General features: G+C 61.3%; 7 protein-coding genes and 2 tRNA genes. 2 read left to right on the plus strand and 7 right to left on the minus strand.

Translation table 11 applies throughout. The features are described 5' to 3' along the window. Positions 1-6: 6 nt before the first annotated feature. The 7 genes from CFE28_14045 to CFE28_14075 form a co-directional block, all read right to left on the minus strand. Positions 7-2,505: a hypothetical protein gene (locus tag CFE28_14045; protein OYU71014.1), complete on the minus strand. Its 2,499-nt coding sequence runs from the start codon at positions 2,503-2,505 to the stop codon at positions 7-9. A gap of 69 nt (positions 2,506-2,574) precedes the next feature. Further along, the gene (locus CFE28_14050) at positions 2,575-2,970 is read right to left on the minus strand and encodes a response regulator (protein OYU71015.1); all 396 of its coding nucleotides are present in this window, start codon (positions 2,968-2,970) and stop codon (positions 2,575-2,577) included. A gap of 70 nt (positions 2,971-3,040) precedes the next feature. Beyond that, on the minus strand, positions 3,041-6,109 hold the full coding sequence (locus tag CFE28_14055) for a hypothetical protein (GenBank protein OYU71016.1): 3,069 nt from the start codon (positions 6,107-6,109) through the stop codon (positions 3,041-3,043). Positions 6,110-6,449: 340 nt separating this feature from the next. After that, complete coding sequence (locus CFE28_14060) at positions 6,450-9,569, minus strand: hypothetical protein (protein OYU71017.1); 3,120 nt, start codon at positions 9,567-9,569, stop codon at positions 6,450-6,452. Between the two features lie 299 nt (positions 9,570-9,868). After that, on the minus strand, positions 9,869-12,919 hold the full coding sequence (locus CFE28_14065) for a hypothetical protein (GenBank protein ID OYU71018.1): 3,051 nt from the start codon (positions 12,917-12,919) through the stop codon (positions 9,869-9,871). A gap of 106 nt (positions 12,920-13,025) precedes the next feature. Continuing rightward, on the minus strand, positions 13,026-14,033 hold the full coding sequence (locus CFE28_14070) for a hypothetical protein (protein OYU71724.1): 1,008 nt from the start codon (positions 14,031-14,033) through the stop codon (positions 13,026-13,028). A 546-nt stretch (positions 14,034-14,579) separates the two neighbouring features. Further along, positions 14,580-14,653: transfer RNA gene (locus tag CFE28_14075), tRNA-Gln, on the minus strand. 125 nt (positions 14,654-14,778) lie between these two features. On the opposite strand from CFE28_14075, the gene CFE28_14080 reads away from it, so the two are divergent. Beyond that, positions 14,779-14,855: transfer RNA gene (locus CFE28_14080), tRNA-Pro, on the plus strand. 43 nt (positions 14,856-14,898) lie between these two features. Then, entirely contained in the window at positions 14,899-15,840 is a 942-nt protein-coding gene (locus CFE28_14085) for a hypothetical protein (GenBank protein ID OYU71019.1), read from the plus strand. The last annotated feature ends 20 nt before the right edge of the window (positions 15,841-15,860 follow it).

The following is a 15,860-nucleotide window of genomic DNA, read 5'->3' on the forward strand; positions in this document are numbered from 1 at the left end:
TAGATGCTAAGCGGTTAATAGGGACTTTAGCTCTGGTTGCGCCACAAAATTGTCCAGTACAGTCTCACAGGATTCCTTCAGTCGCTCCACAATTGCCTGCGGCGACATGGGTTTGGCCAGGACCTGGGCGACGCCAAGCGCCAGAAGCGCCTGGGTGTCATCCTCGGTCGGCTGTGACCAGAGGACGCTGACCGGTGAGTTTCGGGCCGCTTCCAGGAGGGTGCGGATGGACTCAAGACGCTCGATGTCCGGCAGTTGGGAGGCAGCGCCTTCAAGAATGATCCGGTCAAAATGCTTCTGTTCGAGGGTCGACAGCGCCAGAGCGCCAGAGCCGACGATCTCCAGGGCGCGAACGTGAGGGGCCAGGGCCGCCTTCATCATGCTTTGGGCCAGGGGGTTGGCCTCAACCAGCAGGACGGTGCTGTCGGCCAGGGATCTCGGACCACTGGTTTCGTCGCTTTCGGAGACCTCGACCTCGACCGGCTCTTCAACCCGGGTCAGGGGCAGGACGACGGTGAAGACCGAGCCTTCGCCCACAACGCTCTCGATGGTGATGTCGCCATCCATGGCCGTCGCCAGATTGCGACAGATGGTCAGGCCAAGGCCCGTGCCGCCGTGCTGACGGGTCGTGCCGCCATCCAGCTGCTTGAAGGAGACGAAGACGTCATCGAACTGGTCAGATGGAATGCCGATGCCCGTGTCGCTGACACTGAGGGCAAGGTGTTCGACGCCATTCTTTTCGATCACCCTGGCGGTCAGGCCCACCTCGCCTGTGTCGGTAAACTTGATGGCGTTTGACAGCAGGTTGAAGAGCACCTGACGCAGGCGGGTGCCGTCCTCGACGATCCGCTTCGGCGCGCCTTCAATGTCCAGTTTGAAGCCCAGGGACTTGGTCGCCGCCTTCTCGCGCCACATGCGGGCGGTTTCCTCGAGAATGCGGGTGAGGTCGGTTTCCTCGCGCACCACGCTGAGATTGCCGTTCTCGATCTTGGCGACGTCGAGGATGTCGTCGACCAGGGCGCGCATGGTCTCGGCGGCGCCGTGGACGATGGAAATCTTGTCACGCATGGCCGCATCGACCCGCTGGTCGGCGAGGATCACCTGGGTCATGCCCAGAATGCCGTTCAGCGGCGTGCGGACTTCGTGGCTGGTGGTCGCCAGGAATTCGGTCTTGGCCTTGAGGGCCTTTTCAAGCGAGGTGTTGACCTCGTTCAGATTGACGTTGGCGGCGCGGACCTGGTCGCGGCTGCGCTTCAGGGACAGCAAGCCGACCACAAGCAGGCCAGCTATGATCACCAAGCCTGCCAAGAGCACCATGGTGATCATGGTCCGGAACCGGGCGAGCTTGATATCCCTCTGCAGCTGTCCGGCCTTGAGGTTGGCGATCTTGAGGTCCTGGTTGGCGAAGTCGAACTTCGCCGCCATCAGGGCGGCGTTGGTATCGGCCGCCAGGGCCCGAGTTTCGTCGTCAAGACGCTTGTAGGCCTTGAGGTGCAGGAAGGCGAGATGGTCGTTGCCTGCCGCGCTGTAGATGCCGACCGCGTATTTGTGCAAATCCGAAAAGGCTGGTGGAGTTTTCTCCAGGTCCTGACCTGAGAAAGCCTTGCCGAGATAGTTTGACGCCGCAGGGATGTTGCCTTTTTTGAACTGAATCTGAGCGATGATGCCATTGAGGAATGGCTTCTCGCTCCTGGCTTCCTCGAATTTCATCAAGCCAGCACTGATTGCAGCGTATTTGTCGGCCTCGACGATATTTCCGAGATCTATATTCGTAACCGAAATGTTATTTACAGTGATAGCTTCAAGATATTTACTATCCAGCTTGAAAGCGATATCTTTTGCTTTCTTAAATTCAACAATTGCCTCCGGCAATTTGCCCATATACTTATAAACCATCGCCTTATTGTTCAAGAGCGAATAGGCCAAGTTTGGGTCAGCTGAATAGGCTTCTTCAGCCTGCTTGTAGTATTGCAGCACGCGTGGAAAATCGCCAGCGTTCTGGTAGATCGTTCCAATGTCCAATAGAGACATCGCCTGACCGCGAGGCTCGCCGGCCTCACGGTAAACATCGTGCGCGGACTGAAGATCGGGCAACGCCAGTTGCACCTTGCCAGCTGCGACATAGGCATTGCCTCGCGATCGGATCAAATCGCCATGGATCTTTGACTTCGGAAAGCCCGATATTGAAGCTAAAGCCTTGTCCAGAAGTGGAAGTGCGTCTTCCGCGCGACCGGTCCGGATAATTGCCTCTGCCTGCAGCCATTGGGCGGCCGCTGTCTCCATGACCTTGGTTTTTTCGTCTTCCGCCTCATTGGCAATTGCGTAGAGGTTCTGGATCTTGGGTTCAGCGTTCGCAGGATTGGTCATCGCCAGCGCCTTGGCGTCGCTTAGGGCAGCGTTGAATTTCTTTTCATGGGCGGTCAAGGCGTCGGCTGCGCTTGCCGGGAGCGCAGCCGCGATCAAAGCAGCGCAAGCGAAAGCGCTCAGGCCCGTCTTGATCCTCATGTGCTGCAACCTCCAGTTTGAGGTGCCAGACTAGGATGGCATCGTTAATTTCGCTCTAAGTCGCGAAACCTAGGCTAGGGCCAGATCGGCAGGCTCGTCAGAGGCCGACATCATGCGGGCAATGGCGTCAAACAGGCTTTCCATCACGACGGGCTTGTGGACCAGGTCGTCCCCGCCCGCATCCTGGACCGACTTCTCGATTTCCAGCCCCATGTCTGCGGTCAGGACCACCACAGGCACCCTTCCCCTTGCATCCCCGCGGGACCGGATTTTGCGGATCGCCGTCAGGCCATCCATACCCGGCATGCGCAGGTCCATAAGCACCAGGTCATAGTCTTGGGTGTCGATCATTCGTAGTCCGGTCTCGGCGTCAGACGCCTCGTCCATGGATACGCCGGCGATATCCAGCATGCCCCTGACAACCCGGCGGTTCATCTCGTGATCGTCAACGAACAGTATTCGCATGGTCAGATCCCGAAGGGGTGCTGGGCAAGTGACCGGGCCGACCAGGCTTCAGCCTGACCGACCCTGATCCCTAGAACTTCACCCGGAAGCGGGCGCCGCCCATGAACTCGCTCTTGGCCGAGCTGCCGACAGGATTGGTGTCGGCACGACCATAGAGGCTGACATCCCCGGCGCCCTTGAGCACCGGGCGGCCATAGAGGACCTCTGCGGCGAAGGGACGGGCCTGATGCAGGTCCAGGCTCCGGTTGACCACCCCGATCTCGCCGGTGTGACGGTCGGTCACTTCGGCAATGGCGATGTTCAGCTTGCCGCTTTCCACATGCATGGGCTGGGACAGGCTCATCCGCAGGACGTCGCCCCGGGCCAGGAGGTTGGACTTCGTCAGGACCGCTTCATAGGCCGAAGTGGTCACGCCAGCCTTGTCCACGGCGATGTTCTGACCCGAACCGGCTGCGGTCTTGCCGACCGTGCCGCTCAGGGCCAGGCGGGTGTCGTGGCCAAGGTCGGCATTGACGCCCACGGTCAGGCCGTGAGAGCGCGAACCGCCGCCGAAGTCGGTGGGATCCAGGGACTGGGTGCCCAGGAAGGCGTTGGCCTCGTTGAGGTGGGTATAGGCGCCCATCAGCTGAACCCCGTCCGTCAGACGATAGTTCAGGCCGAAGTGCTGGGCGTTGGCCTGATAGCGTTCAGCACCGTTGCCCAGGACGGCAAGGGTCGGAGAGCCGTCGACATCCCGCAGCATGTTGCGGTTGGTCATGCCGGCCGAGAGGTCGACCCTGTCGTTCAGGTGGAACTTCAGATTGGCGAAGCCGCCGCCGGAAGCCAGGCCCAGCAGGGGATCCAGGCCGCCCTTGGTCGCATCCACATCGCCGGCCAGGGCAAAGCCCTCCATGCCGCCCACAGGGATTGCGCCGTCGCCGAAGCCGAAGTCCAGACTGGTCTGCTCGCCAGCCACGTGGACCTTGGATTGATAGTCCATGCCGCTCTGGACAAAGCCCTGCACGTTCGTGCGCGGGGCGATGGTCAGGGTCATGTCCGCAGACCAGGGATTGGCGACGGGAACGCTCTGGCTGTTGGAGAAGGCGAACCCACTGCCGCTGCTGCTCGATCCGCTCGACGACTGGGTCGCAATCCAGCTGTCCAGGCGCTTGACCAGATAGTCCTGGAACCGCTCTGACGAACCCTGGGCTGACGTGAAGGTCTGACCGATCAGCTTGCTGGCCAGCGGGATGGCGAAGTCGCGCTTGGTGTTCCCGATGGTCTCGAAGGCATAGTAGTAGAGGCCATCCGCGCTCTGCAGATTGCCCGATTCCTTGACCTTCTCAGTCGCCCGATTGCTGATGATCTGACTGATCGGCACAACACCGCCGAGCTTGCCATTGGCAGGCGCGTAGAAAACCGCCTTGCCGAAATCCAGCGGCGACTGTGCAGCCGTGATGTCCAGCAGACCGGCGCCGAAGACCGCGTCAACGCCCGGGGCGCCAAGGTCCTTGGCCGACTTCAGGATGATGTCCGAGGTTTCCTTCGGATAGGTCGAGAGCCAGGGCCAACGGTCGTGGAGTAGGGCCACAGCGCCGGAGACGATTGGCGCCGCCAGGGAGGTGCCGGTATGGCGGGCGACGCCACCCTTGTCGTCAGAGACCAGGATCAATTCGCCGGGCGCCACCAGATAGCGGTCCATCAGGCGGTTGCCGGTCTGGCAGGTTCCACCGCTTACCACCAGGCAGGCCGTGCCCGGCTGGTTGTTGAAGTTGGAAATGGTCAAGCCATCGGACTGGATCGACCCGACAATCAGCAGGTTGGGGTTGGTGGCGAAGTTCCAGGTAACGTTGGTGGTCTGGACCACGCCATCATTGCCGGCGGCCAGAACGAAGAGGTTGTCCTTGGCCACCAGACTGACATCTGGCCGGCTGAAGACGTCGTTCCAGCTGGGCGCAAGGGCGAAGCCGCCTTCGCCGAGAGATGCATTGATGATGCTGGCGCTGCTCGCGGCCAGGGACTTGATGCCCGTCGCGACATCGTCCCAGCTGGCGGTGCCCGTAGAGTCGAAGGGGTTGTAGGCGACCACCTTGGCCCTGGGCGCTATGCCCATGACGCCAACGCCGTCGTGGGCGCCGACCATCAGGCCCGCTACAGCGGCGCCGTGGCCGTTGGTGAAGCTGGACACGCCATCAAAGGCGACGATGTTCTTCTGGATGGTGACATCACCGGCGACGGTGAAATCCAGCAGGCCGATGGTGGTGTCGGAACCTGACCCCTGGGTCTGTGTGAGGGAAGGCGACCAGTTGGCGGTGGCCATCCAGTGATCGATATGATCAGTGCCAGTATAGTTCATCAGGCCGTCATACCAATCCAGGAAGAAGAGGGCCCTCTGGGTCGGCGACAGCGCCGCCAGGGTCGCCGGCTTTTTCGGATCGATGCCGTACTTGGTCATCAAAGGATCGGCGAACTTGGTCTTGAAGGAGCCGCTCGTGCCGGTCGGGACAACGGCCTTGGTCCAGTATTCACTGGCCTTGGAAACCATCTCCTGCAGCTTGGAGGCGATCTCGCTATACGACCCTGAAGAGGCCGTCGGTGAAATCGCATTCCACGTGTTCAAGGTCTCCTGGTAAGTTTTACCAGCTTCCTTCCAGTATTCGGCCAGCTTTTCGCTGGTGATCGCGCCCTGGTAGGGCCTGGTGGAACCCCAGAATGGCGTGACGCCATTCTGCGTCAGTGTGCCCGCCAGGTAAGGGTTGACGGCGCCAGACCCTCCCGACAGAGGAGAAACGTTTCCATAGAGGCCATTCACCTCGCCCCACAGTGGCGAGACATTGCCGTAAAGCGGTGAGACATTGCCGTACAGGGGCGAAACATTGCCATAGAGTGGCGACACATTTCCGTAGAGCGGGGACACGTTGCCATAAAGCGGCGAAACGTTCCCATAGAAGGCGCGAACCGGCTTGATGAGCGGAGCCGCGGTCGAAGCGGGCGCCGTCGTCGGCGCTGCGGTCGCGGCGGCCGTCTTGGGCGCCGCCGTCGTCGTGGTGGTCTTGGGCGTCGTGGTCGTCGTGGCTGTCTTGGTGGTCGTCGCAGTCGACGTCTTGGTCTTCGTCGCCGCATCGGCCGATATGGCGAAGCTCGACACCGAAGCCAGCATGGCCAGCGGCAGAGCGTAACGCAGAGTCTTCAACTTCGTAGCCATGGCGGCCCCCAATTCCGGAACACTTTGTTCCGCAGTACGGGCTTACCGCTGCTCAGATAAGATAGATTGAAGGAACTAGATGAATCGCAATTAACCGCAGTTTTTACTGGACTGGGCGCGGAAGTTTGACTCCACGAAATCGAGTATAGAATTTGTAAATATTGTTTACTGAATCACTACACCGGGTGTGCGCCTCGATGGACTGAATTGAAAAAGGTCCCTGGTGCTGTGCGCCAGGGACCCCTTCCTTAGGGAACTGAAATCCACCGGACAGGTCGCCCTGCCCGGCTGGAACCTAGAAGCGGAACTTGAACCGTGCGCCGCTCATATAGGTGGTCTCGGTATTGGACGTGTCGGTGTCGACGCGGCCGTAGAAGCTGACCTCGCCAAGACCCTTGAGCACCGGGCGGCCATAGAGCATTTCCGTGGCCAGGGGCCGCGGGGGGGCGGTGCCGATGTGCTGGGTGATGAAGCCCAGCTCGCCGGTCTCGCGGTCAGCAATGCCGTAGGAGGTGAAGGCCAGGTCGCCCTTCTCCACATGCAGGGGCTGGGACACGGAGATCCGCACCACATCGCCCTTGGCGAAGAGATCGCCCTGGGTCAGGGAGACCTGATAGGCCGTCGAGGTCATGTCCTTCGCGCTGAAGGCCTGGCCGCCGTTGGTCCGGGTCTTGCCGACCGTGCCCGAGACCGCAAGGCGGGTGTTCGGGCCCAGAGCCGCATCGACGCCGACATTGTAGCCGTCGGTGGTCGAACCGGCGCCCAGGTCGCTGGCTTCCAGGGACTGGATGCCCAGCAGGCCGCTGGCTTCGGTCAGGTGGGTCAGGCCGCCCAGGATGTGGACGCCTTCAGCCACCTTCACATTGACGCCGAGATTGGTCGCCGCCGCCTCGTAACGCTCGGCGCCATTGCCCAGGACCCGAAGGCCAGGGCTGGAGCCGGTGTCGCGCAGGTCGTTCCTCTGGGTCGAACCGGCCGAAACCTGGACATTGTCCGTCAGGTTGAAGGCGATCTTGCCAAAGGCGCCGCCGGAAGCCAGGCCCAGGAGGGGGTTGGCCCCACCGCGGGTGGCGTCATAGTCGGCAGCTTGGCCGAAGCCCGGCATGGCGCCCAGGGTGACAGCGCCGTCGCCGAAGCCGAACTCGGCTTCCGAGCCGTCGCCGGCAATGTGCAGGCGGGACTGGTAGGCCACCCCGGTCTGGACAAAGCCGTCACGCTTGGACTGCGGCGCAATCGAAAGGGACATGTCGGCGCCCCAGGGATTGCGCATGGCCACGCCCTTGGCGAAGCCCGCAAAGTTGGCCTTGGAGCTGTCCTCGGCGAAGGCTGGCTTGGTCGCGATCCAGCCTTCCATCCGGCTCACCAGATAGCTTTGGAACAGGTCAGCGTCGCCCGAGGCGCGGGTCACATTCTGACCGATCAGCTTGCGCGCCACCGGAATGGCGAAGTCGCGACGGGTGCGGGTGCCGGTCAGGGCGACATTGGCGTTGAGATTGGCGCCTGTCGTCGCGTTGAATTCCTCGATGGCGTAGAAGTACAGCCCCTGGGCATTCCAGGCGTTGGTCTTGTCCTTGCGGAAGTCCTTGATCACGGTGGCGACCGAGCTGGTCTTAAGCCCTGTGGTGGAGATGACTCCATTTGTGCTGACCGCCGTCGTGGAGTTCTTCTTGCCCGTATAGTAGATAAGATTATCCCAGTTCAGCGGCGACTGTGCTGCGGTAACATCGAGCAGGCCGCGACCATAGATCGGGTCAACCCCCGGATCGCCCAGATCCCGAGCCGTATTCAGCAGGATGGAGTTGGTGACCTTGGGATAGCTCGCCAGCCATTTCCAGCGGTCGTGAAGCAAGGCCACCGCGCCCGAAACCAGCGGCGCCGCCAGGGAGGTGCCCGACTGACGCGAAACGCCGCCAGCGCCGTTGTCGACGAGGATCAACTCGCCAGGCGCAACAAGGAAGCGATCCTTCAGATAGTTGCCGGGCTGGCAGACCGTCGTGCCGGGTGCGAGCAGGCAGGCATTGCCGGGGGTGTTGCTGAAGTTCGAGATATAACCGGCGGCATTCACCGAACCGACAAGCAGGACATCGGGATATTTTGCAAAATCCCAGGTGACATTGGCCGTCTGCGAAACACCGTCATTGCCGGAGGCGATCACGAAGACCGTCTTGCCTGCGATAGCCGAAGTGGCGGGGGCGGCCAGGCTGCTGAAGACCGTGCCCCAGCCGGGCGCCAGGGCGTAGCCTGGTTCACCGAGGGAGGCGTTTACGATGCTGGCGCCCTTGTAGGCGGCAGTGCCAGTCGTAAGATTTACGATGCCTGTGGTGATGTCAGTCCAGTTGGTGGTGCCTGTCGCATCAAAGGGATTGTAGGCGATCACCTTGGCCTTGGGCGCAATGCCCATGATGCCGGCGCCATCATGGGCGCCGACCATCAGGCTGCCCACGGCGACCCCATGACCATTGGTGAACTGCGAGACACCGCTATAGGCGACAATATTCTGACTGACCGTGGTGTTTCCTGAAACCGTAAAGTCCAGGAGCCCGATCGTGGTGTCTGAGCCAGACCCTTGGGTCTGCGTAAGGGAAGGCGACCATTGAACCAGGTTCATCCAGTAGTCGATGTAGTCAGTGCCCGTATACTTCATCAGGCTGTCGTACAGATCCAGGAGGAACAGGCCTCGCTTGGTCTGATCCATCTGCGCAAGGGTTGCAGGGCTGGAAAGACTGATGCCGTACTTGGCGAACAGGGGATTGGCGACAGCCTGCTGATACCCGACTCCGCCGGTCTTGGCCTTGATCGCCAGATCCCAGAAGGTGGTCGCACTCTGCCCAAAGGCGTTAAGCTGAGTGGCGATCGGCGCATAGGCGGCGGCGGTGGATCCTGCGGGGATTGCAGCCCAGGCCGTATCGATGCCATTCCAGGTCAGGCCCGCGGTCTTCCAATAAGTGTTAAGACCGGCGCTGGTCATGTTGTTGGTGTAGGGCGCAATCGTTCCCCAGAAGGCCGATACGCCATTGAGGCTGCTGGAGCTGGCGGTATAGGGGTTCAGCTGGGTCGAGCTGCCATCCAGGGCCTTGATACTGCCCCAGAGCGGAGACACGTTTCCGTAATACGGGTGAACAGTGCCCCACAACGGCGACACGTTACCGTAAAGCGGAGAAACATTCCCGTAGAGGGGAGAAACATTGCCGTAGAGTGGAGACACGTTGCCATAGAGAGGCGACACATTTCCATACAATGGGGAAACATTGCCATAAACGGGCCCCACAGAGCCCCAAAGCGGCGAAACATTGCCATAGACCGGCTTCACCGGGCCGGCCTGAGCCGACGGTGCAAGGGCAATCGCAGAAACTGAAGCCATTGCGGCCAGAGCGATCACGTTCAGCTTTGTCTTCTTAGGCATGGAAGCCCCCATCACTCGGATCTTTGAGTCCGAGCCTGGAAGATATCCACAGCCTATCTAATGATTTGCCAAGATGTTTAGTAAAGGGGATTTAATCGTATTATCTCTGTGAATGTTATCATTTGCAGGCATTGGGAAAACTCTTCTTAAGATTGTCGAAACCATATGATTTTGGGTATTCGTTATTGAAAAATGAACGCCTGAAAACTGAAATCGACACCTTACATCATGACTTCTGAACGCAAAAAGGCCCCCGGCAAATTGAGCCGGGGGCCAGATTGTCGTCTGTAGGTGTGGAGCTGGGTCCTGTCCTAGAAGCGGAACTTGAACCGTGCGCCGCTCATATAGGTGGTCTCGGTATTGGACGTGTCGGTGTCGACGCGGCCGTAGAAGCTGACCTCGCCAAGACCCTTGAGCACCGGGCGGCCATAGAGCATTTCCGTGGCCAGGGGCCGCGGGGGGGCGGTGCCGATGTGCTGGGTGATGAAGCCCAGCTCGCCGGTCTCGCGGTCAGCAATGCCGTAGGAGGTGAAGGCCAGGTCGCCCTTCTCCACATGCAGGGGCTGGGACACGGAGATCCGCACCACATCGCCCTTGGCGAAGAGATCGCCCTGGGTCAGGGAGACCTGATAGGCCGTCGAGGTCATGTCCTTCGCGCTGAAGGCCTGGCCGCCGTTGGTCCGGGTCTTGCCGACCGTGCCCGAGACCGCAAGGCGGGTGTTCGGGCCCAGAGCCGCATCGACGCCGACATTGTAGCCGTCGGTGGTCGAACCGGCGCCCAGGTCGCTGGCTTCCAGGGACTGGATGCCCAGCAGGCCGCTGGCTTCGGTCAGGTGGGTCAGGCCGCCCAGGATGTGGACGCCTTCAGCCACCTTCACATTGACGCCGAGATTGGTCGCCGCCGCCTCGTAACGCTCGGCGCCATTGCCCAGGACCCGAAGGCCAGGGCTGGAGCCGGTGTCGCGCAGGTCGTTCCTCTGGGTCGAACCGGCCGAAACCTGGACATTGTCCGTCAGGTTGAAGGCGATCTTGCCAAAGGCGCCGCCGGAAGCCAGGCCCAGGAGGGGGTTGGCCCCACCGCGGGTGGCGTCATAGTCGGCAGCTTGGCCGAAGCCCGGCATGGCGCCCAGGGTGACAGCGCCGTCGCCGAAGCCGAACTCGGCTTCCGAGCCGTCGCCGGCAATGTGCAGGCGGGACTGGTAGGCCACCCCGGTCTGGACAAAGCCGTCACGCCTGGACTGCGGCGCAAGGGTCAGGGACATGTCGGCGCCCCAGGGATTGCGCATGGCCACACCTTTGGCGAAGCCCGCAAAGTTGGCCTTGGAGCTGTCCTCGGCGAAGCCGGGCTTGCTGTCGACCCAGGTTCCCATGCGATCCACCAGATAGGCCTGGAACTTTTCAGTGGAACCATTGAGGCGAACCACGTTCTGACCGATCAGCTTGCGCGCCACCGGAATGGCGAAGTCGCGACGGGTCGGACCAAGCTCTTCAATGGCGTAGATGAAGAGGCCCTGGGCGTCCCAGGTCTTCTGCTTTTCGAGCTTGGACTGGGTGATGATGGTCGAGACGCTGCGCTGGGTCAGGGTATTGGTGCTGATGACGCCGGTATTATTGGCGGTCGCCGTACCCGTATAGTAGGTCAGGTTGTCCCAGTTCAGCGGCGACTGGGCCGCCGTGATGTCCAGCAGGCCGTGACCATAGATCGGGTCAACGCCGGGGTCGCCGATGTCACGAGCCGAATTGAGGATAATGTAGTTGGTGACCTTCGGATAGTTGGCCAGCCATTTCCAGCGATCATGGACGAGGGCCACGGCGCCAGAAACCAGCGGAGCCGCGAGAGATGTCCCCGACTGACGGACAACGCCACCGGCGCCATCGTCGATGAGGATCAGCTCACCAGGAGCCACGAGGAAGTGGTCCTTCAGATAGTTTCCAGCGACGCAGGTGGATGTCCCGCTGGCCAGCATGCAGGCATTACCTGGCGTATTGCTGAAGTTCGAGATGTAGCCGACCGAATTCACGGAACCGACAATCAGAACATCAGGATTGGTATTGAAGTTCCAGGTGATGTTGGTTGTCTGAGCCACGCCCTCATTGCCGGCTGCAATTACAAACACGGTCTTGTTGGCAACCGCCGAAACGCCGGGCGAGGTGAAGACGGTGTTCCAGCCCTGCGCCAGCGCCAGGCCAGGTTCGCCGAGGGACGCATTGACAATGCTGGCGCCCTTGTAATTGGCCGTGTCGGTCGTCATGGCGATGACGCCAGTCGTGATGTCGGTCCAGTTGGTGGTGCCGGTCGCATCAAAGGGGTTGTAGGCGATGACCTTGGACTTGGGCGCTATGCCCATGACGCCCTTTCCGTCGTGGGCGCCAACCATCAGGCTGCCAACCGCGACGCCGTGGCCATTGGTGAACTGTGACACGCCGCTATAGGCGATCACATTCTTGGTGACCGTGGTATTGCCCGAAACGGTGAAGTCCAGCAGACCGATGGTCGTATCGGCGCCCGAACCCTGGGTTTGGGTAAGGGACGGCGACCATTGAACCAGGTTCATCCAGTAGTCGACATGATCGGTGCCTGTGTACTTCATCAGGCTGTCGTAGAGATCCAGGAAGAACATGCCGCGCTTGGTCTGATCCATCTGCGCCAAGGTCGCAGGATTGGACAGATCAAGGCCATACTTGGCCAGCAGCGGATTAGACACCGTCTGGACATAGCCCACGCCGCCAGTCTTGGCCTTGATGGCCGGATTCCAGAAGGTCGCGTTGGTCTGCCCCAGGGCGTTGAGCTTGGTGACGATCGTCTGATAGGCGCTAGCAGGGGAGCCCGCTGGAATGGCTGCCCAGGACGTATTGATGTCATTCCAGGTCAGACCGGCGTTCTTCCAGTATGTGTTGAGGCCGGCGCCAGTCATGTTGTTGGTATAGGGCGAAGTCGTACCCCAGAAGGCCGAAACGCCATTAAGGGTGCTGGAGCTGGCGGTATAGGGATTCAGCTCGGTCGCACTGCCATCCAGGGCCTTAATGCTGCCCCAGAGCGGAGACACGTTCCCATAATACGGGTGAACAGTGCCCCAGAGCGGCGAAACGTTGCCGTAGAGCGGAGACACATTGCCGTATAGTGGCGAGACGTTGCCGTAAAGAGGTGACACGTTGCCGTAGAGAGGCGACACATTTCCATACAAAGGGGAAACATTGCCATAGACGGGCGCTACAGAGCCCCAAAGCGGCGAAACATTTCCATACATGGGCTTGACCGGGCCGGCCTGAGCCGACGGAGCCAGAGCAAACGCAGATACTGAGGCCATTGCGGCCAGTGCCGATCGGCTAAGCTTTGTCATACTAGGCATTGGAGCCCCCATCACTCGGATCTTTGCGTCCGAGCCTAGAGACTACATCGAGGTACTATAAGACTTTGCCAAAAGACCTGGTAAAGGCGAATTAATCGTACTTTTTTATTTCGAAGTACTACGCCTTGTTAGCCTTGAGCCTGTCCATCAACATGGCGGGGATCGGCGAAGCCAGCTGGACTTCGGCGCTGAGGAAGGTGTCCAGGTCGCCGAACTCAAGAGGCTTGGAGATCAGATAGCCCTGAACATGATCACATCCCATCATGCGCAACAGGGCCAGGGCGCCGGGATTGTTGACGCCTTCGGCCGTGACCACCATTTCCAGGGCGTGAGCCAGGTCGATGGTGGAGCGGACCAGCAAGGGGTCGCGATGGCTTGAGGTCAGACCGGAAATGAACATCTGGTCGATCTTCAGTTCGTGGGCCGGCAACTGCTTCAGATAGGCCAGGGACGACAGGCCCGAGCCATAGTCGTCAATGGCGATCTTGATCCCTGCGTCAGCAATGGCGTGCAGATGCGCCAGGGCCGTCTCCGGATCATCAATGACTGCGGTTTCGGTGATTTCAAAGCCGATCTGGCCCTCAGCCCGGGCGGCTACGGTTTCGATCGCCCAGTCGATGAAGGCCTTGTCGGCCACCAGGCGGCCCGACAGGTTGATATAGACCTCGACATGATGCCCCCGCTCGATCAGCAGGGCCTGTTCCTCGATGGCGCGCACCAGGACCCAGCGGGTCAGGTCGGCGACAAGGCCGGTTTCCTCGGCAGGGCCAATGAATTCATCGGGGGGAATGAGTCCCCGCTCGGGATGCTGCCAGCGGATCAGGGCCTCTACCGAGTGGATCTCATTGGAACGGGTATGCAGCTTGGGCTGATAGACCAGGAAGAGTTCATCCCCCGTGATCGCCCGGCGCAGATCGCCAAGCATGACCAGACGGGCGGCGGCCTGCGAGCGGTCCTCTTCCCGGAAGCCGACAACCTTGCGGTGGCCGACCTGGGCGTGACCCAGGGCAAGGGCGGCGCACTCGACAGCTGAATCCCCACACTCGTCGAGACTGGCATAGCCCAGGGCGACTTCCAGGTCGAAGCTCTGGCCTTCGACTTCCAGACGCGAGCCCAGCACTTCCATCAGCGCCTGAAGCTTGGAGGACGCCGACTCGTCATTGGGGGCCGTGAAGGCGAATTCGATATTGGTCCGGCCGATCCGGCCGATCCGCGCCGAGCCGATATTGTTACGGATCCGGTCAGCGGTGGCCCGCAGGACAAGGTCGGCGATCTTGGAGCCGATGTGCCCGCGCAGGGTGGAAAAGCCGCCAGCGCCCATCAGGGCGACATAGGTGGGCATTTTCGAGCGTCCGCGCTTGTTGGGCGCCAGCAGGGAAGTCGTCGGAGCGGCGGTGTTCGTCTGCAACTGCTGGGCAAGCAGGTTGAAGGCGCGGACAACCCGGGGCGAGGCTGCGCCGGTGGTCAGACTGGCGCGTCCGCCAGCCGCCAGGGACTCGAGTGCTGCAGCCAATTCGTCCGAAGCGCGGGCGGCCGCAGACTCTTCCAAGTCGACGACGTCCGGGGAATTCGGGCCTGATTTATTCCGTACCATGCCCAACAGTTGCGCACAGTTGCTTTAAGGCCCGATGAATCGGCTCCTACCACAAGGTAAACGGGAGATCGGGAAGATTGGCTGGGGAACTAGGACTCGAACCTAGAATGACGGTACCAAAAACCGCTGTGTTACCATTACACCATTCCCCAGCAGGAACGGCGACGAAGCAAGCTCCGCGCGAGGGCGTCGAGATAGCGTAACACTTGCGGTTATGCAACGCCTCGTCGGCAGCTTGCGGCGGTTGGGTTGCTACTCTATAAGGCCGCTCCCTAGTCGGAGTGTGGCTCAGTCTGGTAGAGCACCGCGTTCGGGACGCGGGGGTCGCAGGTTCGAATCCTGCCACTCCGACCAATTCTTCCCGCGTTCGCCCCAGTCTTGAAGCGAAAGGTCGCCTATGCGGAGCCCGCGCGCCGAGCAGATCCACAATCGTGGGCGCGCCCTGGCCTATGAGGGTCAATTCGCCCGGGCGGCCGAGGAATTCCGGCGGGTCCTGAAGTTTGATCCCGGAAATCCGTTCGCAAGATACGATCTGGCTCTCGCCCTGCTGGCCCAAGGTCGCTTTGATGAGGGGTTCAGCCACTACAGCGCCCGATATGAGCTGCCTGGCGCCCGGCCGCGGCCCGACCTCCCCTTCCCCGCCTGGACCGGCCAGTCCCTCGAGGGAAAGTCCCTGGTGGTGTTTCCCGAGCAGGGCTTTGGCGACCAGATCCAGATGGCCCGGTTCGCACCCGTGCTCGCCGGCATGGGCGCAGACGTAACCTGGCTGTGCGAGCCGGCGCTGGCGCCCCTGTTCCAGGGCCTGGGCGTGCGGGCTCTGGCCGCCGCCGGGAAGGTGGAATTCCCCGATCCGGACTACTGGTGCCAGGTCATGGACCTGCCGGGCCTGCTCAGGGTCAGTTCCGACAGGATTCCGGGAGCGCCCTATCTGTCGGCGCCCCCGAAGCCATTGGGCGGCAAGGTCGGACTGGTCCGGCGGGGCAAACCCAGTCACGCCAATGACGGGGTCAGGTCCCTGCCGGATGACCTGATCCTGCCGTTTGAGGCCCTGAACCTCGCCCCGGAGTCGACCGGCGCACGATCCTTCCAGGAGACGGCGGAGATCATTGCCGGTCTGAACCTTGTGATCAGCGTCGATACCGCCATCGCCCACCTGGCCGGCGCCCTGGGAAAGCCCTGCTTCCTGATGCTGGCCGCCCAGGGGGTGGACTGGCGCTGGAAGCGGTCGGGTTCAACAAGTCCCTGGTATCCAACCATGAGACTCTACCGACAGCCACGCCCCGGAGACTGGGCCACGGTTGTGGCGCAAGTGCAGAAGGACATGCAGGACTTCCTCTGAACCCTGGTTCCTGGACGCCA

The sequence above is a fragment of the Alphaproteobacteria bacterium PA2 genome, assembly GCA_002256425.1.
In the GTDB taxonomy this organism is placed as follows: Bacteria; Pseudomonadota; Alphaproteobacteria; order Caulobacterales; family Caulobacteraceae; genus Phenylobacterium.